The sequence below is a fragment of the Terribium retamae genome, from assembly GCF_022347545.1.
Lineage (GTDB): Bacteria > Pseudomonadota > Alphaproteobacteria > Rhizobiales > Rhizobiaceae > Mesorhizobium > Mesorhizobium retamae.
In genome coordinates, this window is record NZ_JAKREW010000027.1 from 53,499 (window position 1) to 79,860 (window position 26,362).

Consider the following 26,362-nt stretch of genomic DNA (forward strand, 5'->3'; position numbering starts at 1 on the left):
GTCGTTCCCTGCTTTTGCGACTGTGCTGCGACGGAGCCGGCCTGCCCGGCTCCGTCTGCAGCATGGCCCGCTGGGAGGCTGCGAGCCAGGCTGATTACGTCAGTACTTGCCTTCGTCGTCGAAGACCTGCGTCCAGTCCTTGACGAGGCCATCGAGCGCGTCCTGGGCAGAACCTTGGCCGGCGACGACATAGTCGTGGAAGCGTTTCTGTGCCGCCTGCAGCAGCGAGGCATAGGACGGCTCGGCCCAGAAATCCTTCACGATGGCCATGGAGTCGAGGAAGGTCTGTGCGTAGGGCTGGCTGGTCGCGAAGCCCGGATCCTCGACCACCTTGCGCAGCGCCGAATAGCCGCCCATCTGCCACCATTTCTGCTGGATCTCAGGCTGGGCGAACCACTTGATATAGGCGAGCGCATCGTCCTTCTTCTCCGATGCGGAGACTACCGAAATGCCCTGGCCGCCGAGCTGGGCGAAGGCGACGCCGTCCGGACCGGCAGGGTTCGGGAAGTAGCCCGATTTATCGCCGCCGACATTGGCATCGGCATTGATGCCGGGCCAGGTGAAGGCAAAGTTCATGTGCAGGGCGACCTGCCCGGACTTGTAGACGTCGATGTCCTCCGACATGTAGGCATCGGAATGGCCGGGCGGTGTGCAGCAATCGTAGAGCTGCTTGTAGAATTCGAGGCCCTTCACCGCCTTGGCGGAGTTCACATAGCCTTCCAGATCGTACGGCTTGGCCGGGTTTTCGTACTGGAAGCCGAACGAGTAGAGCACATCCATGACCCCCATGGTGACGCCTTCGGAGCCGCGCTCGGTATAGATCGCCGCGCCATAGACTGTCTTGCCGTCGATCTGGCGCTTCTGGAAGAATTCGGCAATGTCCTTCAGCTCGGCGAAGGTCTTCGGCACGGCAAGGTCGCGGCCATATTTCTGCTTGAACTCGGCCTGCAGTTCGGGCCGTGCGAACCAGTCCTTGCGATAACTCCAGCCGACGACGTCGCCAAAGGCCGGCAGCGCCCAGTAGTTCGGCGAATTCTTCGGCCATTCGGCATAACCGACGACGGTCGCCGGGATGAAATCATCCATCTTGATTCCTTCCTTGTCGAAGAAATCGTTGAGCTTGACGTATTGGCCGTTCTCGGCAGCACCGCCGATCCACTGGCTGTCGCCGATCATGAGGTCGCACAGCTTGCCGCCGGAATTCAGCTCGTTAAGCATGCGGTCGGCGAAATTCGGCCAGGGCACGAATTCGAACTTCATCTTGATGCCGCTCTTGGCCTCGAAATCCTTGCTGAGTTCGACGAGCGCGTTTGCGGGGTCCCATGCGGCCCAACACAAAGTCAAATCCTTTGCGCTGGCCTGGCCCGTGCCGGCGGCGCCTGCGGCCAGCAGCGCACCCAAAGCGGCCAATGACGTGACATAGCGAGATTTCATGGCTGGGGCCTCCCGTCCCCCGCTTCCGACCTCCATCGGAAGCTGAAAAAGCCCGCTTGCGGGCGATTGACGCGGAACGATCTTCCCGGCGATCCTAGGATTCCGCCACGTCGTCCGTGGCTCGCACCGATCCTCCCGGCCGCCACTACAAGACTCATAATTGAGGTGCGCACCTCAACGCAAGCAAATTTTGAGGTGCGCACCTCAATTCTTGCTTTTCATCTCCTTTTGTTGGAGAAATCCGGGCAAACCGAAGCGGGATGACAAGCGTGCGGCCAACCGCGAAAGACCTGGCAGAAGCCGCGGGCGTAAGCCTCGCCACAATCGACCGCGTCCTCAACGAGCGGCCGAATGTCAGCCCGAAGGCGGCCATGAAAGTAGCCGAGGCGATCGAACGTATCGGCTTCGTGCGCAACCCCGCCGCCGTGGCGCTGGCGCGCAACAAGACCTATCGCTTCCGTTTCGTGCTGCCGACGTCCGGCGACCAGTATCTGTCGGAGCTGATCGCCCGCGTCGGCGAGGCCCGGGAAGCGGCGCGTGCCGATTCCACCGAGGTGGAAGTCGCCCGGATCGCGATGAGCGACCCCCACCATGTCGCAAAATATCTCGCAGGCATCGATCATGACGAACTCGACGGCGTGGCCGTGATGGCGCCGGAATCACCGCAGGTGCGCGATGCGCTGCTGCGGCTGGTGGAACGCGGCGTCAAGGTCGTGCAGTTCCTGTCGGGTCAGGAGCGGCTCGAGAGTGCCGACTATGTCGGCGTCGACAATTTTGCCGCCGGCGCCACAGCCGGCAAGATCGTCGGCCGCTTCGTCGGCGAGCGGCGCGGCAAGATCGTGATCGTGTCCGAAACCATGATGGCGCTGGACAGCATCCAGCGCCGTCTCGGCTTCGACAGCATTATCAATGCCCAGTTCCCGCAGCTCCAATGCCTGCCGTCGCTGGAGACCTATGCCGACGAAAAACGCGCCGATCTCATCATCCAGCGGACCTTGCAGCACAATCCCGATACGGTCGCGGTCTATGTGCTGAGTTCCGAAGCGCGGATACCGCTGACCGCCGTCTGGAACACGCAGAACACCCGCCCGCTGACCATCGTTGCGCATGAGCGCACGCCCTTCAGCGAACAGGCGCTGCTGGACGAACGCATCGACGCCGTCATCGCACAAGACCCCGGCCATGCGGTGCGCAGCGCGCTGCGCATCATGCGCGCCCGCTCCGACCACCGCGAGCTTCTGGCCTCGCAGGAGCGAATCCGCATCGAGGTCCTGCTCAAGGAGAACCTGCAGCTCGCGTGAATTGGCCGTGCCGTACCGGCCTGCAGCTTCTCCTGGACTACGCCTGCGGAACCTTCGGCTGGTCGTTACAATTTTACGAAACATTTAGGTTAATCGGCGGTTCCCACCCAGCGCCGTTTCATCGGAAAGCCAGACCGGTAAGTTGATATCCCATCAACCTGCTTCGATGGAGCGCCGCGCATGACCATGCTCGCCAGCAGCAGTCCCCATGTCACGGACCGTCCGTGGCCATCGCAAGCAAGCTTCGCGACTGCGCGAACGCGGATGGTTGGTCCCGATATTCTTCGCTCCCTGGCGATCCTGCTGGTGATGCTGGTTCACTTGCCACTGGAGGCGACTCCTGCCGCTTTGGTGGCTGTTCGTGAATATGGCTGGCTCGGTGTCGATATCTTCTTCGTGCTCAGCGGCTACCTGATCGGCACGCAGCTGTTCAAAGAGATCGCGCGGACGGGTAACGTCGACTTCAAGGCTTTCTACCTGCGCAGGGCTTTTCGTATCTTTCCGGCGTTCTTCATGGTGCTCGGCCTCTATGCCTTTGTTCCCCTGCTGCGCGATGCGCCGACGATGCAGCCGCTTTGGAAATTCGCAACTTTCACAGTCAATCTCGGCTTCGACCCGAGACAGGGCAATGCCCTTTCGCAGGCGTGGACGCTTGCCGTCGAAGAACAGTTCTACCTCGTCCTCCCTCTCCTGGTGCTTCTGCTTTATCGGCGCATCGGCACCGGTCGGGTGCTCGCCCTGGCAGCAACACTGACGCTCGCCGGGATTGCGTTACGCTACACAATCTGGGACAGCCAGGTTGGCGGGCTTGTCGCAGCAAGCCAATTCCGCCCAGCCTTCGCCACTTATCTTCGCGATATATACTATCCGAGCTACACGCGTCTCGACGGGCTGCTGTTCGGCGTGGTGCTCGCGGCTGCACGCTTCTTCAGACCGGATCTTTGCAAGCGTTTTCTGCCTGCCAGGGTAACCATGCCTGTTGGGTTGACCTTCGTGGCCGCGGCGCTGATCTGCTTCGCCGTCCGCGGACCGCTGGAAGGCGCAGGAATGTTCCCGGTGTTTCAGGCGCAACTCGGCGCGGTCGCGGGTTTCCCGCTCATCTCGATCGGAGTCGCGCTGGTTTTCTGCGCCATGCTCGATCTTGAACACATTCTGAATCGCTGGCCTGTGCCGGGGGCGGTTCTCGTCGCCACTCTGTCCTACAGCCTCTATCTCACGCACAAGTCGGTCTTCCATGCCATGCGTCTCCTGCTGGGAGAAGAGAACCTGCAAGGCGCCACCGGCTTCCTCCTCTACCTGACCGCGAGTTTCGTCGTCGCGGCCCTGCTGTGGTTTTGCGTGGAGAGAACGGCCCTGCATCTGCGGGATCGACTGCTTTCGCCATCCCGATAGGTCCGCCTCAGGCTCGGACAGCAAAACGGGCGCCTTTGGCGCCCGTCAGTCTGCGAGGCGATTCAAACCGCAGCCGTTCAATAGATGTCGAAGTCGAAATACTTGTCCTGCACCTTCTTGTAGGTGCCATCGGCGACGATGGCGTCGATCGCGGCATTGAAGCGCTCGCGCAGCGCATCCTCGCCCTGGCGGATGGCGATGCCGATCTGCGCTTCGGTGCCGTTCACATCGCCGATCACCTTGCAGCAATCCTTGCCGTCGCCGTTCTTGACCCAGTCGACCAGCACGAACTTGTCGGTGATGATGGCGTCGAGCCGGCCGTTGACGAGGTCGGTCGCGGCATCCTCATGCGTCGGGTAGAGCTTTACGTCGGCGCCAGCCTTGGCGTAGACGTCCTGCGCATAGGTGGCCTGCATCGTCGAGCCCTGCGCGCCGAGCGTCTTGCCCTCCAGTGCTGCCGGTTCGGTGCCGGTCACGGTGGTGTCCTTCAGGCCGGCCAGCGCCAGCGGCGTCGAATAATATTTGTTGGTGAAGGCGACCTGCTTCTTGCGCTCTTCGGTGATGGTCATCGAGGCGATGATGGCGTCGAACTTCTTCGCCTGCAGCGCCGGGATCATGCCGTCCCAGTCCTGTGCGACGATCTCGCACTCGATCTTCATCTGCGCGCACAACGCATTGGCGATATCGACGTCGAAGCCGGCCAGCTTGCCGTCCGCCGTTACTGTGCTGAAGGGCGGCGCTGCCCCTTCGGTGGCAATCTTCAGCGTCTCGGCGGCAGCCGGCGCAACCATCAGTATCGTTGCGGCAGCAGCCGAGACGAGCCATTTCGAAATCTGCATTCCTGTTTTCCCTCCAACTTCGGCCGAAAACGGCCTGCCCCTGCCAAACATGTGCCGGCAAAGCGAGGAAGCGCCAGCACCGGGCTTCGATTGGTGCTCCATCCCCAGGCGAAACCGGCGCGCCGGCTTGTCGCGATAACGGCCTGCTCACGCAAAGGTGACCCGCTTCCCTCCGCATCAGGTTGAAGCGGCCAGTCCGGCTGTTAGCCTGCCGCCTGGGTTGCGCCCGGGCGCGGAGCCGGCTGGCGATGAACGCTACCGGAGAAGCCGTGCCTTTCTGACCTTTGGAGCTCGATCAATGGCCAGTCTTACCCTCTCGCGCCGCACCGTGATGGCAAGCGCCGGTGCCCTTGCCGCCTCAGTCGCCTTCGACCTGCCTGTCGGCATCGCGCCGGCCCGGGCGCAGGATGCACCCGTGAACCAGAACCCCGGCTTCTATCGCTACAAAGTGGGCGATATCACCGTCACCGCGCTCAACGACGGTTTCGGCACGCGCCCGCTCGATGGCTTCATCCGCAATGCCGAACTCGCCGATGTTAGGAAGGCGATGGAGGCTGCCTATCTGCCGACCGATGCGATCTCGATCTCCTACACCACGCTGGCGCTGCAGATCGGCGACCGGCTGGTGCTGATCGACACCGGCAATGGCGATTCCGGTGCGCCGACGTCCGGTGCATGGATGAACAATTTCAGGGCTGCCGGATTCAAACCCGAGAACGTCTCGACCGTCATCATCAGCCATTTCCATGGCGACCACATCAACGGCTTCCGGCTGAAGGACGGCACCGCCGTCTTCCCGAACGCCGAGGTGATGGTGCCGGCCGCCGAATGGGCGTTCTGGATGGACGATGCCAAGATGAACACCGCACCGGAAGCGGCGAAGAACGCCTTCGCCACCGTGCGCCGCGTCTTCGGCCCCATCGCCAAGGATGTGAAGCAGTATGAAGGCGACAAGGAGCTGGTGCCGGGCGTGACCGCCATCGCGGCCCCAGGCCACACACCCGGCCACACCGTCTTTGCCATCACGTCCGGCAAAGGCAGGCTGATGGCGCTGTCGGACACGACCAACCACCCGGCGCTCTTCGTGCGCAATCCCGAGTGGACCGCGATCTTCGACATGGACGGTCCGCAGGCGATAGCCACACGCCGCAAGCTGCTCGACATGGCGGCAACCGAGAAGATGCAGGTGGCCTTCTACCACGCTCCTTTCCCCGCCACGGGTCATATCGCCAAAGCGGGCAACGGCTTCGAACTGGTGCCCGTGCAGTGGAGCAGCGCGATCTGACTTGAACGCTATCACATGAAAGGCCGGGGATACGTCCCGGCCTTTCATTGTCAGCGATGGAATGGCTGGCGGCCCTGCTCAATAGATGTCGAAGTCGAAATATTTCGCCTGGATCTTCTTGTAGGTGCCGTCGGCGACGATGGCGTCGATCGCCTTGTTAAACTTCTCGCGCAGTTCGTTGTCTTCCTGGCGTATCGCGATGCCAGCCTCGGTCTCGGTTCCCTTGACGTCGCCGATCATCTTGCAGCAGTCCTTGGCCGAGCCGTTCTTCATCCAGTCGACCAGCACGAACTTGTCGGAAAGGACGGCGTCGAGGCGGCCGTTGACCAGATCGGTCACCGCTTCTTCCTGCGTTGGATAGAGCTTCACGTCGGCGCCGGCCTTGGCGTAGACGTCCTGCGCATAGTCGGCCTGCGTGGTGGACGCCTGAGCGCCTACGGTCTTGCCCTTCACCGCCTCGCCATCCGTGCCGGACAGCGAACTGTCCTTCAGGGCGACCAGCGCCAGCGGCGTGGTGTAATATTTGTTGGTGAAGGCGACCTGCTTCTTGCGCTCCGGCGTGATGCTCATCGAGGCGATGATGGCGTCGAACTTCTTGGCCTGTAGCGCCGGGATCATGCCGTCCCAATCCTGGGTGACGAGCTCGCATTCGGCCTTCATCTGCGCGCAGAGCGCATTGGCGATGTCGATGTCGAACCCTTCAAGCTTGCCGTCTGCCGTCAGAGTATTGAAAGGCGGATAGGCGCCCTCCGTGCCGATCTTGATCTTGTCGGCGGCGAACGCAGCACTGGTGCCGGCCACCAACAGCGTGACGGCCGCGACCGTTGCGAACCATTTGGATAGTTTCATCATTTTCCCCTCGGGTTGGTCTTGTTGTCCGCGGACAGCCAAGCACGCCGCAGGGAGCCAGGCAAGGGCAGGATGCGACAGTGTCTTGGTGCTTTAGAAGGATGGAGGCAGTTGAAAAAGGGAATAAGGCATCAGGGCAATAGGGCAGGAACGGAGTGCTGCAATTGTTTACTGCCCCACTGCCCCATTCCCCTACTTCCTTATCCCGTCTGCTACCGCGCGGCGCGAAAATGCTTCGACAGCTTGAGCCCCTGCGCCTGGTAGTTGGAGCCGAGGTCTGTGCCGTAGAGCGCGGTCGGTCGCTTCAGCATGTGCTCGTAGACCAGCCGGCCGACAATCTGGCCGTGGTCCAGGATGAACGGCACCTCGTGGCTGCGCACTTCCAGCACGGCGCGGCTGCCGGTGCCGCCGGCGGCGGAGTGGCCGAAGCCGGGGTCGAAGAAGCCGGCATAGTGCACGCGGAATTCGCCGACCAGCGGATCGAACGGCGTCATCTCGGCGGCGTAGAGCGGCGGCACGTGCACCGCCTCCTGACTGACGAGGATGTAGAATTCATCCGGATCGAGCACCAGTTCGCCGGCGCCGCTGCGATAGAGCGGTTCCCAGAAATCGACGATGTCCTGGGCGGCGCGCTTGTCGACATCGACCAGCCCGGTGTGGTGCTTGCCGCGATAGCCGACCAGCCCGTCCTTATCGCCGGCAAGATCGATGGACAGCGCGATCCCGCCCCCGGAAATGTTCGGCGGATCGATCGCCACCAGCGTCTCGGCACGGTGCAGCGCGTGCAGTTCGTCTTCCGACAGCAGCGCATTGCCGGTGCGGAAGCGGATCTGCGACAGGCGCGAGCCGGTGCGGGCCACGATCGGGAAGGTGCGCGGGCTGACCTCAAGGTAAAGCTGACCGCGATAGCCTGCGGCGATCTTGTCGAACTCCTGGCCGTGATCGGTCATGACGCGGGTGAAAATATCGAGCCGGCCGGTCGAGCTCTTCGGATTGGTCGAGGCGGAGATGTCGCCGGGCAGTTCCAGGCTTTCCAGCAGCGGCACGATGTAGACGCAGCCCGTCTCTAGCACCGCGCCGTCGGCGAGGTTGATCTCGTGCAGCTTCAGCCGGTCGAGCTTGGCCTCCACCGTGCTGTTGGGGCCGGGCAGGAAGCTGGCGCGCACGCGATAGGCCTTTTCGCCGAGGCGAAGGTCGAGGCTGGCCGGCTGGATCTGGTCGACGTCGAGCGGTCGCGGCGACTTCAGGCTGCCCGCCTGGAACAGCGCCGCGATATCCTGATCGGGAAGAATGCCTGTCTTGCGCAAAGCCCACTCCACAACTGGGACAACTCCACAGATGGCTCAAGTCAGCCAGCCATCCATGCTCTTAATGAAGCCGGCAATTGACGCAAGCCGCCCCCGGGTCTAAAGGGTGCTTTATCCCGTGGTGATTTGGCCGGTCGGCTTGCAGCCACGTTAAACAAGTCGCTAAAGGACCGCAGGGCCCGACAAAGGCCGTATGGACCGGTTGCGACTTCGCGGCCGGTTTTTTTGTGCCCGCCAGTCTTTGGCGGCCAGTTTTGTGTCGGAACGGAACCATGACCGAAAAAAAGCGCAACTGGAAACCCGCAACCCAGCTCGTCCACGCTGGCACGCTGCGATCGGGCTTCGGCGAGATGTCGGAGGCGATGTTCCTGACGCAAGGCTATCACTATGACAGCGCCGAGCGCGCCGAGGCCCGCTTCAAGGGCGAGGAGCCCGGCTTCATCTATTCGCGCTACGCCAACCCCACCGTCGACATGTTCGAGAAGCGCATGTGCGCGCTGGAAGGCGCTGAGGATGCCCGCGCCTTCGCCTCCGGCATGGCCGCGGTGACGGCGGCCGTCTTGTGTAGTCTCAAGGCCGGCGACCACATCGTCGCGGCGCGCGCGCTGTTCGGCTCCTGCCGCTGGGTGGTCGAGACGCTGGCGCCGAAATACGGCATCGAGGCGACGCTGGTCGACGGCACCGAGATCGGGAACTGGGAAGCGGCGATCCGGCCGAACACCAAGCTGTTCTTCCTGGAAAGCCCTACCAACCCGACGCTGGAAGTGGTCGACATCGCCGCCGTCGCCAGGCTGGCCAACTCGATCGGCGCCAGGCTGGTGGTGGACAACGTCTTCGCCACCCCGCTGATGCAGAAGCCATTGGAGCTCGGCGCGCACATCGTCGTCTATTCGGCCACTAAGCACATTGACGGCCAGGGCCGTTGCCTGGGCGGCATCGTACTGTCCGACAAAAAATGGATCGACGAGAACCTGCACGACTATTTCCGCCACACGGGCCCCAGCCTTTCGCCTTTCAATGCGTGGGTGCTGCTGAAGGGTCTGGAGACGCTGCCGCTGCGCGTGCGCCAGCAGACGGAAGCAGCAAGCAAGATCGCCGACTTCCTCGCCGACCATCCGAAGGTCGGACGCCTCATCTATCCCGGCCGCGCCGACCATCCGCAGGCCGACATCATCAAGAAGCAGATGACCGGCGGCTCGACGCTGATCTGCTTCGACCTCAAGGGTGGCAAGAAATCGGCTTTCGCCTTCGAGAACGCGCTCGACGTGGTGCTGATCTCCAACAATCTGGGCGATGCCAAGAGCCTGATCACCCATCCGGCGACGACAACGCACAAGAACCTGACCGACGAGGCCCGCGCCGAACTCGGCATCGGCGAAGGCACCCTGCGCCTGTCGCTCGGTCTCGAAGACACCGACGACCTACTGGAGGATATCGAGCAGGCGCTGGCGAAGGCTTGAGAGTCTCAAGGTAAGGGCACACCAGCCTCGGCTGGCCGCTGCCCTTGCCATACCGGCAAAATTCTCGCAGTCGGTATGTCGTGTCCGACGCACCCTCCCCTCTGCTTATCTTTAGGGTACGTCCTTCGAGGCTCGCTCCGCGCGCTCCTCAGGATGAGGACCGGTGTGAGCTGCGCGACCTCCCTCATCCTGAGGAGCGAGCCTGCACATCGACTGAAAGCATAGCGTGGTCTTCGGGGCGAGCCTCGAAGAACGCACCCGAAGCGGCATTCTCCAGCTCGGATGAGGACTGTTGGGAGCCGCACGACCTCCCTCATCCTGAGGAGCGAGCCCGCACGTCAGACTGAAAGCATAGCGCGGTCTTCGGGGGCGAGCCTCGAAGGACGCACCCAAAGCGTTCCCATTCTCCAGTTCAGGATGAGGATCGGTGTGCAGCTCACACCCCCGCGCCACCCTACCGCAGCGATTTCGGCGCAACCGAGCGCCAGCTCATGGTCATGGCGTGGCGGACGGTGTCTTCGTCCGCCTGTTCCAGCCAGACTCGCGTCCATCCCTTCTGGCCCCAGGAGCCCGGGATCGCCGCGAACTGATCGGCCGATGTTTCGAGCAGCAGCCGCTGCTCATCCGGCGTCAGCTTGATGACGGCGCGGCTGTCCTTCGGACGCAGCGTGGCGAAGATCTTGCCGCGGACGCGGAAATCGGTGACGTCGAAATGGCTGCTCTGCACGGCCTCGGGAAAACCGAGCGCGATCTGGCAGTAGCGGTCCTCGGACAGCATGGCCACCCTCCCGTCCCGCCGTACGCAGGACCTCTCGATCATGCCGCAAACCGCGCGGAAACGATACCGCCGTTCAGGCGCCCGACAGAACCTCGTCCGCCTCTTCGGATTTGGTGGTGATGTTCATGGTGTTGCCGCGCCAGTCGATGGCGCCGCCGAGCCAGCCGCGCAACCATATGGCCGGCACCATGATGTCACGCACCACCATTGCCGGGATCAGGCGCGGCGAGGCATACCAGCCCTTGGCCAGCGCCAGCGCATATTCCGGCAAATAGACGGCGGCCAGCACCAGCAAGGTGGTCGACAACACGTCGGCCCCAGAGCCCGCAGCGGCAATCAACGCGAACAGCAAGGGCATGGTCGCACCGACCAAAAGTTCCGGCGCGAAAAACAACGGGAAGGTGACGCGGCGCAGCCGCGCCCAGCGAGCCTGGCGCGACCAGACGGCTTCGAGCTTGCGGTGTCCGAGCGGCTGTTCGAAGGGCGATGCCACCAGATGTACCTTGCGGCCGAGCCCGTTGACGAGCTTGGTGGCGGCGGCGTCCTCGGCGATCTCGGCAGCCAGGGCCTGGATGCCGCCATTGGCGTCGAGCAGCGGCTTCGACCACAGCATACTCTTGCCTTGCGCGAAGCCGAGGCCCGCGGCCGCTCCGGTATATTGCCAGCGCGCCTGCAGCGTGTTGAGGAAGGCGCATTCCACCTCCGACCAGAAGCCGTCCGGGCGCGAGCCGACCGGCGTCGAACAGACGAGGCCGCTGTCGGGACGCCAGGCCTGCATCATGTGCTGGATGTAATCGCGCGGCATCAGCACATTGGAATCGGCCAGGATCACCCAGTCATGGCGCGCCGCTTCCCAGCCTTTGACGCAATTGTTCAGCTTGGGATTGCCGCTGATACGGTCGTCGCCGAACAAGAGGCGGGCAGGCACGTCTGGATACCGCGCCATGGTGGTGCGGATGGCCACTGCCACCGGGTCGTCGGTGTGGGCCACGCAGAAAATCAGTTCGTAATCCGGCCAGTCGAGCCGGAAGGCGCGGTCGAGCGTCTCGGAGGTGAATGGCTCAATGCCCCGCGCAGGGATGACGATGGAAACCGGAGGGGCGTCGCCCCGCGGCGGTGCGACCGTGCGGCGCCGTTCCAGCTGGGTCCAGGCCAGGACGATGGAAACGAAATTGGTGAGAAGCAAAGCGGCGGAGAAGGATGCGGCGGCGATTGTCAGGTCCATGAAGTCAGGTCACTCCCGGAAACACGGGTCTTAGAGCGCCGCGGACGCTCCAAAACTTTGATCCGGCGCATGATCCTTCCGAAAATCGATGTCTGATTTTCGCGGTCACGCACCAGCCTTGCAATCTGATGTCCGGGAATCGTCACGGGACCGGACGCGATCCGGCGCACACCATCACCGTTTCATGTCGTGCACATGACAGAAGGTTGACCATGACGGCCTGCGAGCGGAAACTCGCAACAGTTTTCGCCAGAGTCGCCCGGATCGCCCATCCATGTACAGTGCAGTCACCCGCAACATCGTGGTCGAGGTGGAACCCTTCTATCTCGAAGACCGGTCCGACCCGGACGAGGGCCGCTATGTCTGGGGCTACAGGGTGACGATCGACAACCGCTCGGACGAATTCGTCCAGCTTCTGTCGCGCTACTGGCATATCACCGACGGCGCGGGACAAGTGGAAGAAGTGCACGGCCCTGGTGTCGTCGGCGAAAAGCCGGAACTGAACCCCGGCGACAGCTACCAGTACACCTCGGGCTGCCCGCTTTCGACGCCGTCCGGCATCATGGTCGGGCACTACACCATGAGAAATGCGCGCGGCGAACAGTTCAACATCGCGATCCCAGCCTTCTCACTGGACCTGCCGAATGCCAGGCGTGTGGTGAACTAGAGGCGCGAAGCTGGTGAAAACCGGGAATGATCCAACGGCTTCCTGACGAGCTCGACCTGTCACAGCCGGGGCTTCCTGGCGTGCAAAGGTCTGCCTGCGGAAGACGCTCAGCCTGATCTGCCCGGACGAAACCGATTGCCAGCGCTGTTCATGCTGAACTGATGCGCGCTGGGACAGCTGAACAAAAAAATCCCCGGAAGCCTCTCGACCTCCGGGGTGTTGGGAAAACGAAAATCGATCGGTTCTACCCGGCGGCACCTTCGATGACGCGGCAGATGGCGTCGCGCGTAGCGCCTTCCGGCGCCACCTGGCCCGCCTGCACCTTGAACACCACGTCGACGCGGCTGCCCTTGCCGGACTTGCGCACGACGACACGCAGCGTCTGCTCGCGGCCGGAGCCGGACGTTTCCTGCTTGGCGGTCAGCGAGCCCATCGCCTTGTCGACATCGATGTCCTCGAAACCTTCGGCGAGCATCGCGCGATGGGCATTGTCCAACGCCTTCCGGGCGTCGAGCTTAGGAAAGGTGCCGGAGCTCTTATAGCTGACGGCCGTTATCATCGGCACGCCTTCGGTCTTGAAGTTCTTCTGGCAGGACTGGGCGCTCGCCGCAGAGACCGCCAGCAGGGAAGCCCCCGCGGCAACCAAAATCTTGATCATGAAACCTGTGCCTCTACCCCAATTCCCGACGCAAAACCGCTGCGCACTTTTGCCTAGTCGCTCCCAGCAATAATAGCCAAGCCGGCAACATGCCAGCCCGAGCCTATAGCCTGAATGTACTAGTCGGGTCGCTTGCCTCAGACGACGCGCCGCCGCGCAGACAGTCCACGAACCGCCTCACCATGGCGGCGCGACGGCCGTGAGAGGCTGGATGTCGGCAAGGAAAGACGCCACCGCCGAGGGCAGGCTGGCGGAGGTCGGCGCATAGACGCCGCAGGCGGAAATCAGGCTGCGCTTGTTTGCGGTGACGCCGACATGGCGCCAGATGGTGCGTGTGGCATAGGGCATGTTGTTGTTGCGCCAGGACACGCCCATCGTCAGGCCGCGAAGGTAGCGGCGCTGATAGGTCTCGAACGGCATCAGGATCGTCTGTCCGAAGGTCGGCGCTTCGCCCCGAGTCAATTCGGTCAGGAAAATGCGCTGGCGACGGTAGGCAGCGAGGCCGACATAGCGCGAACGCTGCGCAATGCCGCTTTCATGGTCGATGATCCGCTCCAGCGACGTCACTAGGACCTGACCATCCCTCTCCCGCAAATGGGCGCAGGAACAGACGACCCGGCCCGGCCAGGAGAGCGACACGTGCCAGGTCTGATAGAAGCCGAGATGCGGCCGCAGCGCCGGCAGGTCGCCTGGAAAGGCGTCGTCCAGCGGCCCCTCGTGCATCGCCGGGCGGCTTCTTTCGCTCAGCTTGCGCCGAAATGCCTGTGGAGGCAGGCCGAAATCCGCCGGATCGAGATCGAAGGCAGCCGCGATCCGCAAGCGATTGTGTGCTGACGGCAGTGTCCCGGCATTGAGATAGCGGTTGAACTGCTGCCTGTTGACGCCGATGGCACGGCACAGGTCGGAAATCGATCGCCGCGTGCTGCAGGCGAATTTGAGATTGGCCGGGAAGTTGGCCAGAGGTTCCTGCATCAGGGCGCAACCAGAAAAAGGGAAAGCCGGTTTAGGGATAGGGACATGCGCAACACGAAAGTGAGAGTGGGTAGAAGAGATCGTCAGCTACAGTGTAAACTCGCTTAAAGCAGCGTCAACGCGCGAAATTGCGCTGCAGCGGGCCAGGATCATTATCGCTCCCGAGACGCCATTCCGGCGGCTCCAATCAACGGGAACACAATGATCAAGCTGGGCAATACGTTGAACCTCTCGCGCCGTACCTTCCTTCAGGGCAGCACGCTTCTCGGCCTTTCGGCGGCAGCCGGTAGCTTTGCCTCGCCGGCCAGGGCCGAGGAACCGGTTCGCGGCGGCACGCTGCGCATGGGCCTCGAGGGCGGTGCTTCCGCCGACGCGCTGGACCCTGCCCTGGCATCGGCAAGCGTGCTGTTCGTGATCGCGCATTGCTGGGGCGATACGCTGGTCGAATCCGACCCCAAGACCGGTGCGGCGGTGCCTTCCCTGGCCGAATCCTGGTCGCCATCGCCGGATGCCAAGGTTTGGACCTTCAAGATCCGCAAGGATGTGCGCTTCCATGACGGAAAGCCGATGACGGTGGCCGATGCGGTCGCCACGTTGCAGCGCCATGCCGGCGAGAAATCGCAATCGGGGGCGCTCGGGCTGCTCACCGGCATCGACAAGATCGAGGACAAGGCAGGCGACCTGGTCATCACGCTGAAGGAAGGCAATGCCGACCTGCCGCTCGTGCTCACCGACTATCATCTGCAGATCCAGCCGAATGGCGGCAACGACAACCCCAACGCAGCGATCGGCACCGGGCCTTACAAGCTGGTCAAGTTCGAGCCGGGCGTGCGTACCGCCTTCGAACGCAACAAGGACGACTGGCGCCAGGACCGCGGCTATGTCGACGCGGTCGAGATCACGGTCATGAACGACCTTACGGCGCGCATCAACGCGCTGCGGTCGGGGCAGGTCGATTTCATCAATGTCGTTCAGCCAAAGGTCGTCCCGCTGCTGAAGCGACTGCCGGAAGTCGAAATCCTGCGTACGCCCAGTAAGGGTTTCTATGCCTTCCTCATGCATTGCGACACAGCACCGTTCGACAATGCCGATCTGCGCATGGCCTTGAAGCTGGCGATCGATCGCGAGGCGATCCTCAAACAGGTGGTGGGCGGCTTCGGCACCATCGGCAACGACTATCCGATCAATGCCAGCTATGCGCTGGCTCCGACCGACATCGAGCAGCGTCTCTACGATCCCGAAAAGGCAGCCTTCCACTACAAGAAGTCCGGGCATGACGGACCGATCCTGCTGCGCACCTCCGATGCCGCCTTCCCCGGTGCGGTCGACGCAGCGCAGCTCTTCCAGATCAGCGCCGCCAAGGCCGGCATCAAGCTCGACGTGCAGCGGGAGCCGAGCGACGGCTACTGGACGGAGGTCTGGAACAAGCAGCCCTTCTGCGCTTCCTACTGGGGCGGCCGCCCGACCCAGGATGCGCGCTACTCCACCTCCTATGTGTCGAATGCGGAATGGAATGATACGCGCTTCAAGCGGCCGGACTTCGACAAACTGGTCGCCCAGGCGCGCGGCGAGCTCGACGAGGACAAGCGCCGCGCCCTTTACCGCCAGATGGCGGTCACGGTGCGCGACGAGGGCGGACTGATCCTGCCGGTGTTCAACGACTATCTGAACGCGTCCTCGAAGAAGCTGAAGGGCTTTGTCGACGACATCGGCAACGATCTTTCCAACGGCCGTATCGCCAGCCGGGTCTGGCTCCAGGCCTGAGGCGCTTCACTCGCCCGTTAGAGCGTTTCCATTTTTGCGGAAACGCTCTAACTCTTTGTTTTCACGCAATTTCGGACGAAAAATCGCTACGCATTTTTCCCGGAATTGCTTTGGCCAAGTAGCGGCGCGCCCGCGCGCTGCCGGCACTTTCATGGTTGGATTTCATGACGAACACGAACTTTCACGTCATCGAGAACGAATGGATCACTCTCAAGGACGGCACGCGGCTCGCGGCGCGCATCTGGATGCCGGACGATGCGAGGAAGACTGCGCCGGTACCCGCCGTGCTGGAGTTCCTCCCCTACCGCAAGCGCAACGGCACCGCACCGCGTGACGAATCCACCTATCCGGTGTTTGCCGCCGCCGGCATCGCCGGGGTGCGCGTCGATATCCGCGGCAGCGGCGAATCCGACGGCGTGATCGATGGCGAATACACGCCGCGCGAGCTTTCCGACGCCGTCGAGGTGATCGAGTGGATCACGGCACAGCCCTGGTCGAACGGCAGCGTCGGCATGATGGGGATTTCCTGGGGTGGCTTCAACTGCCTGCAGGTGGCCGCACTCAAGCCGCCGGCACTGAAGGCGGTGATCTCCATCGCCTCCACGGTCGATCGCTACAATGACGACATCCATTACAAGAACGGCACGCATCTTTCGGCACAGCTGTCCTGGGCAGCGACGATGAGCGCCTACCAGTCGCGCTCGCCGGATCCCGAGATCGTCGGCGACCGCTGGCGCGCCATGTGGCTGGAGCGGCTGGAGCAGGAACCCTTCTTCATGGAGGAATGGCTGTCCCACCAGCGCCGCGACGAATTCTGGCGGCACGGTTCCATCGGCGAGGATTTCGACGGCTTTCCGGTTCCCGCACTGGTGATTTCCGGCTGGGCCGACGGCTACCGCAACACGCCGCTGAAGGCGGTGGCCGGCATGCCCGGCAAGGCCAAGGCGCTGGTCGGCCCGTGGGTGCACAAATATCCGCATTTCGCCTATCCGAAACCGCGCGCCGATTTCCACGCCGAAGCGATCGCCTGGTGGCGCCGATGGCTCTGCGACGAGCAGAACGGCGCCGAGGCCGTGCCGCAGGTGCGCGCCTATATCCTCGACGGGCCCCGCCCGGCGCGCTGGCGTGAGGCGGATCCGGGCTACTGGGTCGCCAAGGATGCGTGGAGCGAGCCCCAAACCATGACGCTGGCGATCGGCTCCAACGGCCGGCTCGAGCATGATCCAGCAGGCCGCGCCGGCGGCAGCGCCCTGCTCAAGTCGCCGCTGGATACGGGAACGGGGGCCGGCGAGTTCTTCACGCTCAAGCCCGATACCGAGATGGCGGGAGACCAGCGCCTCGACGATGCCGGTTCGCTGACGTTCGAAACCGACCTTTTGACCGACGAGAGCGTCATCCTCGGCCAGCCCGTGCTGAAGCTCCGCCTCTCCAGCGACGCCCCGCTTGCCAATCTGGCCGCAAGGCTGGTGGATGTGCATGCCGATGGCACCGCCACCCGGGTCTCCTTCGGTGTGCTCAATCTCGCGCATCGCGACGGCAATGCCGAACCGAGAGTGCTCGAGCCCGGCAAGACGGTCGAGGTGGAGTTGGTGCTCGACGCATGCGGCTATCGCTTCGGGCCAGGGCATCGCATCCGGTTGTCGCTATCCAGCGCCTATTGGCCGATGATCCTGCCGCCGCCTTACGACGCTACACTCGACATCGACCTATCCTCCGTCGCCTTGAACCTGCCGCTGCTCGGCGAGCACAGCCGTATCGACGTGCCGGAGCCGGCCAACCCCGATCCTTTGCCGCGTTACGAGACGCTGGAGGAAGGGAAAGCCGGCCGCGTGGTCGAGCGCGATATGCTCAATGGCATCACCCGCTACAAAGTCAGCGAGGACACCGGCCTCAACCGCCACCCCGGCAATGGTTTGAGCGCACGCGACACCACCGAACAGGTGTGGTCGATCGTGCCGGGCGATCCGCTGTCGATGGCTGCCGAAATCACGTCGCACAGCACCATCGCCCGCGAGGGCTGGGAAACCGCAACCCGCAGCGTCATCACGCTTTCCTGCACCGAAACCGAGTGGCTCATCTCCGAACACATGCAGGCCTTCCATGACGGAAGCAAAGTGTTCGACCGCAAGCGCAACGCGCGCATCCGCCGCGATCACATGTGAGGTAGCAATGGGGCTTCTCCTTCTCCCCGTTTACGGGGAGAAGGTGGCCCGAACGGCCGGATGAGGGGCGGCGCCATGCAGGCAGAAGCCAGCTCTGCCCCTCACTGCCCTGCCGGGCATTTTGCCGGGGCGAGCCACGCGTCTTGCGCGTCCTTCGGACTCCCGTAAACGGGGCGAGAAAGGCAGCTTCGGCGCGGCACTCAAAAGTCGAGCCACCAGCAAAGCGTTTCCGCTTATTCGACAGCCACGAAGTCGGCCGGGTCGAACTCGTAGCGTGTCGAGCAGAATTCACACTCGACGCGGATGCGGCCTTCTTCCGTACTTTCCTTGATCTCCTCGGCGGTGAAACCGTCGAGGATGCCGCGGATCTTGTCCGGCGAGCACGAGCAGCGGTCGGCGACATGAACCTCGTCGAACACGCGCACGCCATGTTCGTGGAACAGGCGATAGAGCAGCCGCTCGGTGCCGACCGTCGGGTCGATCAGCTCAGCCGGCTCGATGGTTGCCAGCAGCGCCAGCAATTCCTGCCAGGAATTGTCGGTCGGATCGAGCACGGCCTCGGCGGTGTCACCGTCGCCGCCTGGAAGGTCGGCCAGGCGCATGCGTTCCGGCGCTTCGGGCAGGAACTGCGCGAGCAGGCCACCGGCGCGCCATTGCTTGCGGCCGCCCGGCAGCACGAGCTGGGCGACGGCAAGCCTCAAGTCGGTCGGGATCTGCTCCGACTGCCTGAAATAGGTGCGCGCGGCCTCTTCCAGCGACGTGTTGTCGAGCTGGACAATGCCCTGGTAGCGCTGCGTGTAGGTTCCCTGGTCGATGGTGAGCGCGAGCACGCCGGAACCCAGCAGGGCCTCCGCCGTCACGTCGCCGGCAGCGGTGGCCGCCGCCAGTTTGTCGGCGTCGAAACGGGCATAGGCGCGCAGCGCGTTCGGCGTCGAGAAGTCGGCGACGAGCATATCCACCGGCCCGTCGGTACGGGTCTGCAGGATGAACTTGCCTTCGAACTTGAGCGACGTGCCGAGCAGCACGGTGACGACGCAGGCTTCCGCCAGCAATCGGGCAACGGGCTCGGGATAATCATGGCGCGACAGGATGGCGTCGAGCATAGGCCCGAGTTGCACGGCGCGGCCGCGGACGTCGAGCGGGCCGACCTCGAACGGCACGACATGATCGTCGCCGGCATGGCCGAATTCGCCGAGTTTGGTTCCGTGTTCAGTCAAGATATTCGTTTCCAACATGACAAAGTCTCCCGGCGCGGCATAACCGCCTTTCCGGGGGATGCCTTACAACGCCAACGATTTGCGTGATGCCCGGGAGATAGGCATCACACCGCACTCTATCAAGTCGCAGGCCCTGACCGCAAAACCGCGTGACCCTTTTGCGATCTGCCCGACATCAGGCACCGAGGCACCAGGCCAGCACCGCCTTCTGCGCATGCAGCCGGTTCTCGGCCTCGTCGAACACCACCGAATGCGGGCCGTCGATCACCTCGTCGGTCACTTCCTCGCCGCGATGCGCCGGCAGGCAGTGCATGAACAGGGCGTCGGGCTTGGCCTTGGCCATCAATGCGGCATTGACCTGATAAGGCACGAACACGTTGTGCCCGCGGGCGCGATGTTCCTGGCCCATCGAAACCCACGTGTCGGTGACGACGCAGTCGGCCTGGCCGACCGCGTCCTCGGCCGAGCGGGTGAAGCGGAGCTTGCCGCCATTGCTCTTGGCCCAGTCGACGAATTTCTGCTCCGGCTCGCTGCCTTCCGGCACGGCGACGTTCAGGTTGAACGAGAAGCGTGCCGAAGCCTCGATAAGGGAATGCAGCACGTTGTTGCCGTCGCCGGTCCAGGCGAAGGTCTTGCCGGCCACCGGCCCGCGATGTTCCTCATAGGTGAGGATGTCGGCCATCAGCTGGCACGGATGGGTGTCGTCGGTCAGTCCGTTGATGACCGGCACCGTCGCATTCTCGGTCAGTTCGAGCAGCCGGTTGTGCGCCGTGGTGCGGATCATGATGGCGTCGACATAGCGCGACAGCACCTTGGCGGTGTCGGCGATGGATTCCGAACGGCCGAGCTGCATTTCGGTGCCGGTCAGCATGATCGTCTCGCCGCCGAGCTGGCGCATGCCGACATCGAAGGAGATGCGGGTGCGGGTCGACGGCTTGTCGAAGATCATCGCCAGCACCTTGCCGTCGAGCGGCTTCGAGCGCTCGCCGGCCTTGAGGCGGGCCTTGCGCGCGGATGCGTCGTCCAGCATGGCGCGCAGGTCAGTTGCTGAAACGGTGGACAGATCGGTGAAGTGACGAACGCTCATGATGTCGTCCGGTCTACTTCGCAGCGGCCGCAACGGCGTCCGACAAGCCCTTGGCGGCGCTTCGGATACGCTTCAGCGCTTCCTGGATATCGGCATCGGTCGCGGTGAGCGGCGGCAGCAGGCGGATGACGTTGTCGCCGGCCGGCACTGCCAGCAGATGCTGGTCACGCAGGGCGCCATTGACCGTGCCGTTGGGCATGACGCATTTGAGACCGAGCATCAGGCCATCGCCGCGGATGCCCTCGATGACGTCCGGATATTCGTCGGCAACGGCTGCCAGACCCTGCTTGAACAGCAGGGCCTTGCGGTTGACGTCTTCCAGGAAGCCCTCCTCCAGCACGACGTCGAGCACGGCATTGCCGACGGCCATGGCGAGCGGATTGCCGCCGAAGGTGGTGCCGTGCACGCCGGCGGTCATGCCGCGCGCGGCCTCGTCCGTTGCCAGGCAGGCGCCCATCGGGAAGCCGCCGCCGATGCCCTTGGCGATCGCCATCAGGTCCGGCGTGACACCTGCCCATTCATGCGCGAACAGCTTGCCGGTGCGGCCGATGCCGCACTGGACCTCGTCGAAGATCAACAGCAGGCCTCGGCTGTCGCAGAGCTGACGCAACCGCTTCAGCGACTGCAGCGGGAAGGAGCGGATGCCGCCCTCACCCTGCAGCGGCTCGAGCAGGATCGCCGCCGTTTCCGGCGTGATCGCCTTTTCGGCAGCCTCGATGTCGTCGAACGGCACCTGGTCGAAACCGTCGACCTTGGGGCCGAAGCCTTCCAGATATTTGTACTGGCCGCCGGCTGCGATCGTCGCCAGCGTGCGGCCGTGGAAGGCGCCTTCGAAGGTGATGACGCGGAAACGTTCGGGGTGACCGGTGACAAACTGGTAGCGGCGCGCCGTCTTGATCGCGCATTCCAGCGCCTCGGCGCCGGAATTGGTGAAGAACACCTTGTCGGCGAAGGTCGCCTCGACCAGCCGTTCACCGAGGCGGCGCTGTCCGGGGATCTCATAGAGATTGGAGACATGCCAGAGCTTTTCGGCCTGGTCCTTCAGCGCGGTAACCAGATGCGGATGGCCGTGACCCAGCGAATTGACGGCGATGCCGGCAGCAAAATCGAGGTATCGGTCGCCCTTTTCCGTCACCAGCCAGGAACCCTCTCCTCGCTCGAAAGCCAGGGGTGCACGGGCAAAGGTCTCGTAAAGCGCCGAACCGCTCATTATATGCTGCTCCGGTACTGAAAAAATAAAAGCCGCCCAAGCGGCGGCTAGTGGCAGCTTATCGTGTTTTTCGGCCATGAAGTCAACGAAAAGCTCTTTTACAGCACCGCCTGGACCAACCTGTTTCGGCTCGCGGAATTTTTCAATGTGGAACCGCAGCCACAGCCAAGTTGGGGAAAACTGCGAAATCCGATTCGTGTTGCAGTCGGGACTCTTGTCACCGAGTCAGCGCATCGGTAATTGTGAATGAGAAATAGCTAGATTTCGTACGGCGGATCCAATCACCCCAGATATGTGGTGCCCGCCCGGCGCGAGCCGGAACGATTTTGGATTCCGAAACCACCGGACGGTTCAAAGGAGCGCGGTCTTATGAACTGGACTGACGAGCGAGTAGAACTCTTGAGGAAACTGTGGTCGGAAGGTCTGAGCGCAAGCCAGATCGCGGCACAGCTCGGCGGGGTGAGCCGCAATGCGGTCATTGGCAAGGTACACCGGCTGAAGCTGTCCGGCCGTGGCCGCACGACAGCGGCGCCGGCACGCCAGAAGAAGGCACCGGCTGCCAACAGCGGCGCCTCCGCGTCGAAGTCGACCACACGCGCTGCTGCCAGCAGCAGCCACCGCCACGTCACCGCATCGGTCGGCGCGACCGCGCTGCAGGTGCAGTTCGATGCCGAGCCGGTGGCGCGCCAGTATCTGCGCCCGGTCGAAAACGTGGTGGTGCCGATCTCGCGGCGCCTGCAGCTCACCGAACTGACCGAGCGCACCTGCAAGTGGCCGAACGGCGACCCGCTGACGGAAGAATTCCACTTCTGCGGCAACGATGCCGGCGAGAGCGGTCCCTACTGCGCTTACCACTCCCGCATCGCCTTCCAGCCGGCCTCGGAACGCCGCCGGCTGCGTTAAGGGGATAGGGCAGTAAGGGAATAAGGCATTAGGGCAGTGGGCGATTTGTCTGCTGCCCTTTCTATTGCCCTACTGCCTTGATCCCCTATTCCCTTCACAACCACCCATTCTTCCTGAAGCGCCAGTACAGGAAGACGCAGATGCCCACGATAATGGCCAACACCGTCGGGTAGCCATACTCCATCCTCAGCTCAGGCATGTCGTTGAAATTCATGCCGTAGATGCCGGCGAAGGCCGTCGGCACCGCCAGGATGGCGGCCCAGGAGGCTAGTTTTTTCGAGATCGCCGTTTCCTGGCTCTGGCCGACCAGAAGGCTGGCTTCGAAGGCGAAGGCCAGCACCTCGCGCAAGGAATCGATCTTTTCCTGCACGGTGCGGATATGGTCGGTGACATCGCGAAACAGCGGATGCATGTCGGCATCGATCTGCGGCAGTTCGGAACTGGTCAGCCGGCGGCAGACCTCCACCAGCGGCAGCGCCGCATTGCGCAGGCGCAGCAGGTCGCGGCGCAGCATGTAAAGGCGCTCGATGGCCTTGGCGTCCATGGGTTTGACCAGCACGCCGTCCTCGATCTCCTCGACCTCGTCCTCGATCTGCTCCAGCACCGGGAAGTAGTTGTCGACGATGAAATCGAGGATGGCATAGAGGACGAAATCCTCGCCTTTGGCCAAGGATGTCGGGCACGTCTCCCAGTGCTGACGCACAGTCGAATAGGAGGTCGACGGCCCGTGCCGGACGCTGACCAGATATCCCCTGCCGATGAAGAGATGCGTCTCGCCGAAGCTGACCCGCTTCTCGACAAGTTGCGCCGTGCGCGCAACGATGAACAGGGCGTCACCATATTGCTCCAGCTTTGGCCGCTGATGCGCGTGCTCGGCATCCTCGATGGCGAGATCATGAAGATTGAACTGCGCTTGGACGCGCCTCAACAAATCGCGGTCGGGTTCGAGCAGACCGATCCAGACGACATGATCCTTCTTGCGTGACCATTCGCCAGCTTCCTCGATCGGGATATCGGCCACACGCCTGCCGGCGACATAGACACTGGAAGCGACAATCCGCGAATCCTGCGGGCCCGGCGTGAAATCACGGGGATGGTCCATCGTCGCCTCCCGAGGAACCTCAGTCTTCGGCGTAGAGTGGACCTGGCTAGGCGGGATGGCAAGGGAAGAAGGGAGTAAGGCAGTAGGGGAATATGGCAGTGAGGCAACATGTTGCCTCTTGGGCTGCGGCCAGAATGGCGGCTGACAGAAAGGAAATAAAGAGAAGGCAATGGCGACTGCCCTACTGCCCTATTCCCTTACTCCCTCTTGCTACTTCGCCACTTCCGGCTGCTGCACCACCACCCGATCCGTCTTGTCCTCCTTCGGGCGGTCGGCCGGCATCTGGTCGCCGGTGACGATGTAATAGATCGTCTCGGCGATGTTGGTGGCGTGGTCGCCGATGCGCTCGATGTTCTTGGCGCAGAACAAGAGATGCGTGCAGGAGGTGATGTTGCGCGGATCTTCCATCATGTAGGTGAGCAGCTCGCGAAACAGCGAGGTGTACATGGCGTCGATCTGCTCGTCGCGGTCGCGCACGACCCCGATCTTCTCGACCGAGCGCGAGGCATAGACGTCGAGCACGTCCTTGAGCTGGATCAGGGCCAGATTCGCCAGCGCCTCCAGCCCGCGATAGAGGCTGGTGGCGTCGCGGCCGTCCGTCACCGACATCACGCGCTTGGCGACATTCTTGCCGAGGTCGCCGACGCGCTCCAGATCAGCGGAGATGCGGATGGCGCCGACGATCTCGCGCAGGTCGGTCGCCATAGGCTGACGCCGCGCAATGATGAGGATGGCCTTGTCGTCGATCTCGCGCTGGCCTTCATCGAGCACGATGTCGTCGCGGATCACCTTCTGGGCAAGATCCTGGTCGGCGCTGACAAGAGCCGCCACCGCCTGCTCGACCATGCGCTCCGCGTGACCGCCCATGGCGGCAATGCGCTTGGCCAGGAACTTCAGTTCCTCGTCGTAAGCGCTGACAATATGCACGGACTGCATGGCTACGGCCTTCTGGAAGCTGCGATGATTCGCATGTCAATTGACTGCTGATACGCCAGCCATGTGACAGTAAGACGAAACACTTTCCCCAGAGATAGTCTGCATTTGCGCTAAAATCTAGTTTGCTGGCAAATGGACCGTGAAAGCAGCTCCTTTGCCGAGTTCCGAGCGGATCGACATGCGCGCGTTGTGGCGGGTCAAGATGTGCTTGACGATGGAGAGGCCGAGGCCGGTTCCCTTTTGCGCGCGGCTGGTTTCGACGTCGACGCGGTAGAAGCGCTCGGTGATGCGGGGAATGTGTTCCTCGGGGATGCCGGGGCCGAAATCGCGGATGGTGACATCGACGGTCGGCTCGGCGACGGTCCCGCCCGGCGCGACGCTGACCGAGACACGGCCGCCGGACTGGCCGTATTTGCAGGCGTTCTCCAGGAGGTTCTCGAACACCTGGAAAAGCTCGTCGCGATCGCCCGGCACGGCAAACTGGCCTTCGGCGAAATCGCGCTCGACGACAAGATTGCTGTCGCGGGCCAGGGGGCCGAGCGAATCGATGACGCTTTCCAGCGTCTGCCGCAGGTCGACCCGTGCACCGGCCTTCAGATAGGGTTTCATCTCCAGCCGCGACAGCGACAGCAGATCGTCGATCAGGCGCGCCATGCGGCTGGTCTGGTTCTGCATGATCTGCAGGAACTGCTCGCGCGCCGCCGGATCGTTGCGGGCCGGCCCTCGCAAGGTCTCGATAAAGCCCGAGATCGAGGCCAGCGGGGTGCGCAGCTCGTGGCTGGCATTGGCAATGAAGTCGGCGCGCATGCGGTCGATGCGGCGCGCCTCGCTCTGGTCCTTGAACACCAGAACGAACAGATCGGTGCCGTGGCCGACGGAGGAAGCGCTGACCCGGTAGACGCGTTCGACCGGCAGCTTCTCGAGATAGTCGAGTTCATCGGAGGCGATCTTGCCGGAGACGACACTGTCGAGCAGCGCCTGCATTTCCGGCGCACGGAACTTCAGCGGCAGCGACAGGCCGGGCGACATGCCACCGAAGGCGACGAAGGCAGCGGCATTGGCGTGCACGACCGTGGTGCTGCGGTCGAAGATGATGAGCGGGTCGGCGACGGCGGCGGCCAGATATTCACCGGAAAGGCGCTGCAGGCCTTCGGCCTCGACCTCTCCCGCCTTTTCGGCGATGCGGACGGCACGCGGCTTGGCGCTGAAAAGCGCTGCAAACAGAAGCAGGACAGCCACCGGCAAGGCCCAGGCCCGGCCCGGCCCGAAGCCGTAGGCGACCGTAACGGCCGCGAGACCCGCCAGGAGATACCAGCGCGCCTCCCACAGCCTGACCATCAAACTCGTCCTGGAATGGCGATCCTCACCCGTAACGTCGCTCATATGCACTCCAATCCATTCGGGCGGACTACCGCAATTCAAGGAAAGATATGTGACGGTTTTCCATCCCGAATTGCGGATACAAAGCCTAGGGCGTTTCCGCGTTCCCGAGAGAATCGGAAACGCCCTAGTGCCAATTCCCGCTGGACCTCATTACTTCGTCCCCCATAACATGAGTTTGAAAGTTGTGCCGATATCCCAATTATGACCGAGCCTTGGATTCACCCTGGCTAAATACTATACGGAGCGCCTCAGCCGTTGACGAACTCCATGCACACCGTAATTTGTAATAGCGAGAAAATGCATTATTACGGCCTGCTCTAATGTAAGTATTCCGCAATATAGATTGATTGAGGTACCCCATGAATCTCGAGGTCGCGGCGGCTTCGTTCATTCAAGCGGAGCGTATTTTACGCCTGGAGACACCGCTGGGT

At 63.0% G+C, this 26,362-nt stretch carries 22 protein-coding genes and 1 riboswitch; of the genes, 8 read left to right on the forward strand and 14 right to left on the reverse strand.

Annotated features, from left to right (window positions below; all coding sequences use genetic code 11):
* Positions 1 to 99: 99 nt before the first annotated feature.
* On the reverse strand, positions 100 to 1,434 hold the full coding sequence (locus L4923_RS21805) for an ABC transporter substrate-binding protein (protein WP_239369047.1): 1,335 nt from the start codon (positions 1,432 to 1,434) through the stop codon (positions 100 to 102).
* A gap of 269 nt (positions 1,435 to 1,703) precedes the next feature.
* Between L4923_RS21805 and L4923_RS21810 the strand changes: the two genes are divergently transcribed.
* Both L4923_RS21810 and L4923_RS21815 read left to right on the forward strand, forming a co-directional pair.
* Entirely contained in the window at positions 1,704 to 2,735 is a 1,032-nt protein-coding gene (locus L4923_RS21810; RefSeq protein ID WP_239369049.1) for a LacI family DNA-binding transcriptional regulator, read from the forward strand.
* A 180-nt stretch (positions 2,736 to 2,915) separates the two neighbouring features.
* Entirely contained in the window at positions 2,916 to 4,127 is a 1,212-nt protein-coding gene (locus L4923_RS21815) for an acyltransferase family protein (protein ID WP_239369051.1), read from the forward strand.
* Between the two features lie 77 nt (positions 4,128 to 4,204).
* Here L4923_RS21815 and L4923_RS21820 read toward each other — a convergent pair whose 3' ends face one another.
* Positions 4,205 to 4,960 (reverse strand): ABC transporter substrate-binding protein, encoded by a 756-nt coding sequence (locus tag L4923_RS21820; protein ID WP_239369097.1) that lies wholly within the window; start codon positions 4,958 to 4,960, stop codon positions 4,205 to 4,207.
* Between the two features lie 304 nt (positions 4,961 to 5,264).
* Here L4923_RS21820 and L4923_RS21825 point away from each other — a divergent pair, with 304 nt between their 5' ends.
* Complete coding sequence (locus L4923_RS21825; RefSeq protein WP_239369053.1) at positions 5,265 to 6,251, forward strand: MBL fold metallo-hydrolase; 987 nt, start codon at positions 5,265 to 5,267, stop codon at positions 6,249 to 6,251.
* Between the two features lie 78 nt (positions 6,252 to 6,329).
* Here L4923_RS21825 and L4923_RS21830 read toward each other — a convergent pair whose 3' ends face one another.
* Complete coding sequence (locus L4923_RS21830) at positions 6,330 to 7,100, reverse strand: ABC transporter substrate-binding protein (protein ID WP_239369055.1); 771 nt, start codon at positions 7,098 to 7,100, stop codon at positions 6,330 to 6,332.
* Between the two features lie 212 nt (positions 7,101 to 7,312).
* Positions 7,313 to 8,407 carry a 2'-deoxycytidine 5'-triphosphate deaminase gene (locus L4923_RS21835; protein WP_239369057.1) on the reverse strand — a complete coding sequence of 365 codons (1,095 nt, stop codon included), beginning with the start codon at positions 8,405 to 8,407 and terminating at the stop codon, positions 7,313 to 7,315.
* A gap of 108 nt (positions 8,408 to 8,515) precedes the next feature.
* Positions 8,516 to 8,593: riboswitch (SAM riboswitch) on the forward strand.
* 86 nt (positions 8,594 to 8,679) lie between these two features.
* Here L4923_RS21835 and L4923_RS21840 point away from each other — a divergent pair.
* A complete protein-coding gene (locus L4923_RS21840; protein WP_239369059.1) occupies positions 8,680 to 9,867 on the forward strand; it encodes an O-succinylhomoserine sulfhydrylase in 1,188 nt (395 codons plus the stop codon).
* Between the two features lie 454 nt (positions 9,868 to 10,321).
* Here L4923_RS21840 and L4923_RS21845 read toward each other — a convergent pair whose 3' ends face one another.
* Entirely contained in the window at positions 10,322 to 10,645 is a 324-nt protein-coding gene (locus L4923_RS21845; RefSeq protein WP_239369061.1) for an MmcQ/YjbR family DNA-binding protein, read from the reverse strand.
* A 73-nt stretch (positions 10,646 to 10,718) separates the two neighbouring features.
* On the reverse strand, positions 10,719 to 11,870 hold the full coding sequence (locus L4923_RS21850) for a glycosyltransferase (protein ID WP_239369063.1): 1,152 nt from the start codon (positions 11,868 to 11,870) through the stop codon (positions 10,719 to 10,721).
* A gap of 274 nt (positions 11,871 to 12,144) precedes the next feature.
* Here L4923_RS21850 and apaG point away from each other — a divergent pair, with 274 nt between their 5' ends.
* Positions 12,145 to 12,537 (forward strand): Co2+/Mg2+ efflux protein ApaG, encoded by a 393-nt coding sequence (gene apaG, locus L4923_RS21855; protein WP_239369065.1) that lies wholly within the window; start codon positions 12,145 to 12,147, stop codon positions 12,535 to 12,537.
* A gap of 244 nt (positions 12,538 to 12,781) precedes the next feature.
* Here the strand turns inward: apaG and L4923_RS21860 are convergent, their stop codons facing one another.
* Positions 12,782 to 13,195, reverse strand: coding sequence for a hypothetical protein (locus L4923_RS21860; protein WP_239369067.1), 414 nt, complete (start codon positions 13,193 to 13,195; stop codon positions 12,782 to 12,784).
* A gap of 177 nt (positions 13,196 to 13,372) precedes the next feature.
* Entirely contained in the window at positions 13,373 to 14,167 is a 795-nt protein-coding gene (locus L4923_RS21865) for a helix-turn-helix domain-containing protein (RefSeq protein ID WP_239369069.1), read from the reverse strand.
* Between the two features lie 201 nt (positions 14,168 to 14,368).
* On the opposite strand from L4923_RS21865, the gene L4923_RS21870 reads away from it, so the two are divergent.
* Positions 14,369 to 15,931, forward strand: a complete 1,563-nt coding sequence (locus L4923_RS21870; RefSeq protein WP_239369071.1) for an ABC transporter substrate-binding protein — start codon at positions 14,369 to 14,371, stop codon at positions 15,929 to 15,931.
* Positions 15,932 to 16,095: 164 nt separating this feature from the next.
* Positions 16,096 to 18,093: a CocE/NonD family hydrolase gene (locus L4923_RS21875; RefSeq protein WP_239369073.1), complete on the forward strand. Its 1,998-nt coding sequence runs from the start codon at positions 16,096 to 16,098 to the stop codon at positions 18,091 to 18,093.
* A gap of 233 nt (positions 18,094 to 18,326) precedes the next feature.
* Here L4923_RS21875 and L4923_RS21880 read toward each other — a convergent pair whose 3' ends face one another.
* The 3 genes from L4923_RS21880 to L4923_RS21890 all read right to left on the reverse strand — a co-directional run bounded on the left by L4923_RS21880 (position 18,327) and on the right by L4923_RS21890 (position 21,607).
* Entirely contained in the window at positions 18,327 to 19,328 is a 1,002-nt protein-coding gene (locus L4923_RS21880) for an Hsp33 family molecular chaperone (protein WP_239369075.1), read from the reverse strand.
* 157 nt (positions 19,329 to 19,485) lie between these two features.
* Positions 19,486 to 20,397 (reverse strand): ornithine carbamoyltransferase, encoded by a 912-nt coding sequence (gene argF / locus L4923_RS21885; RefSeq protein ID WP_239369077.1) that lies wholly within the window; start codon positions 20,395 to 20,397, stop codon positions 19,486 to 19,488.
* Between the two features lie 13 nt (positions 20,398 to 20,410).
* A complete protein-coding gene (locus tag L4923_RS21890) occupies positions 20,411 to 21,607 on the reverse strand; it encodes an aspartate aminotransferase family protein (protein WP_239369079.1) in 1,197 nt (398 codons plus the stop codon).
* Between the two features lie 369 nt (positions 21,608 to 21,976).
* Here L4923_RS21890 and L4923_RS21895 point away from each other — a divergent pair, with 369 nt between their 5' ends.
* Positions 21,977 to 22,510, forward strand: a complete 534-nt coding sequence (locus L4923_RS21895) for a GcrA family cell cycle regulator (RefSeq protein WP_239369081.1) — start codon at positions 21,977 to 21,979, stop codon at positions 22,508 to 22,510.
* A 94-nt stretch (positions 22,511 to 22,604) separates the two neighbouring features.
* On the opposite strand, the gene corA is transcribed toward L4923_RS21895, so the two are convergent.
* From corA to L4923_RS21910, 3 genes are all read right to left on the reverse strand, one after another.
* Positions 22,605 to 23,612, reverse strand: coding sequence for a magnesium/cobalt transporter CorA (gene corA, locus L4923_RS21900; RefSeq protein ID WP_239369083.1), 1,008 nt, complete (start codon positions 23,610 to 23,612; stop codon positions 22,605 to 22,607).
* A gap of 210 nt (positions 23,613 to 23,822) precedes the next feature.
* Positions 23,823 to 24,548: a phosphate signaling complex protein PhoU gene (gene phoU / locus L4923_RS21905; protein WP_239369085.1), complete on the reverse strand. Its 726-nt coding sequence runs from the start codon at positions 24,546 to 24,548 to the stop codon at positions 23,823 to 23,825.
* Between the two features lie 117 nt (positions 24,549 to 24,665).
* Complete coding sequence (locus L4923_RS21910; protein ID WP_239369087.1) at positions 24,666 to 25,931, reverse strand: ATP-binding protein; 1,266 nt, start codon at positions 25,929 to 25,931, stop codon at positions 24,666 to 24,668.
* Positions 25,932 to 26,362: the final 431 nt, after the last annotated feature.

What these genes read in the sequence shown, in the direction of transcription:
- L4923_RS21805 (WP_239369047.1), bottom strand. Translation starts at nt 1,434, where the DNA reads ATGAAATCTCGCTATGTCACGTCATTGGCCGCTTTGGGTGCGCTGCTG.
- L4923_RS21815 (WP_239369051.1), top strand. Translation starts at nt 2,916, where the DNA reads ATGACCATGCTCGCCAGCAGCAGTCCCCATGTCACGGACCGTCCGTGG.
- L4923_RS21825 (WP_239369053.1), top strand. Translation starts at nt 5,265, where the DNA reads ATGGCCAGTCTTACCCTCTCGCGCCGCACCGTGATGGCAAGCGCCGGT.
- L4923_RS21830 (WP_239369055.1), bottom strand. Translation starts at nt 7,100, where the DNA reads ATGAAACTATCCAAATGGTTCGCAACGGTCGCGGCCGTCACGCTGTTG.
- L4923_RS21840 (WP_239369059.1), top strand. Translation starts at nt 8,680, where the DNA reads ATGACCGAAAAAAAGCGCAACTGGAAACCCGCAACCCAGCTCGTCCAC.
- L4923_RS21845 (WP_239369061.1), bottom strand. Translation starts at nt 10,645, where the DNA reads ATGCTGTCCGAGGACCGCTACTGCCAGATCGCGCTCGGTTTTCCCGAG.
- L4923_RS21850 (WP_239369063.1), bottom strand. Translation starts at nt 11,870, where the DNA reads ATGGACCTGACAATCGCCGCCGCATCCTTCTCCGCCGCTTTGCTTCTC.
- apaG (WP_239369065.1), top strand. Translation starts at nt 12,145, where the DNA reads ATGTACAGTGCAGTCACCCGCAACATCGTGGTCGAGGTGGAACCCTTC.
- L4923_RS21860 (WP_239369067.1), bottom strand. Translation starts at nt 13,195, where the DNA reads ATGATCAAGATTTTGGTTGCCGCGGGGGCTTCCCTGCTGGCGGTCTCT.
- L4923_RS21865 (WP_239369069.1), bottom strand. Translation starts at nt 14,167, where the DNA reads ATGCAGGAACCTCTGGCCAACTTCCCGGCCAATCTCAAATTCGCCTGC.
- L4923_RS21870 (WP_239369071.1), top strand. Translation starts at nt 14,369, where the DNA reads ATGATCAAGCTGGGCAATACGTTGAACCTCTCGCGCCGTACCTTCCTT.
- L4923_RS21875 (WP_239369073.1), top strand. Translation starts at nt 16,096, where the DNA reads ATGACGAACACGAACTTTCACGTCATCGAGAACGAATGGATCACTCTC.
- L4923_RS21880 (WP_239369075.1), bottom strand. Translation starts at nt 19,328, where the DNA reads ATGTTGGAAACGAATATCTTGACTGAACACGGAACCAAACTCGGCGAA.
- argF (WP_239369077.1), bottom strand. Translation starts at nt 20,397, where the DNA reads ATGAGCGTTCGTCACTTCACCGATCTGTCCACCGTTTCAGCAACTGAC.
- L4923_RS21890 (WP_239369079.1), bottom strand. Translation starts at nt 21,607, where the DNA reads ATGAGCGGTTCGGCGCTTTACGAGACCTTTGCCCGTGCACCCCTGGCT.
- L4923_RS21895 (WP_239369081.1), top strand. Translation starts at nt 21,977, where the DNA reads ATGAACTGGACTGACGAGCGAGTAGAACTCTTGAGGAAACTGTGGTCG.
- corA (WP_239369083.1), bottom strand. Translation starts at nt 23,612, where the DNA reads ATGGACCATCCCCGTGATTTCACGCCGGGCCCGCAGGATTCGCGGATT.
- phoU (WP_239369085.1), bottom strand. Translation starts at nt 24,548, where the DNA reads ATGCAGTCCGTGCATATTGTCAGCGCTTACGACGAGGAACTGAAGTTC.
- L4923_RS21910 (WP_239369087.1), bottom strand. Translation starts at nt 25,931, where the DNA reads ATGAGCGACGTTACGGGTGAGGATCGCCATTCCAGGACGAGTTTGATG.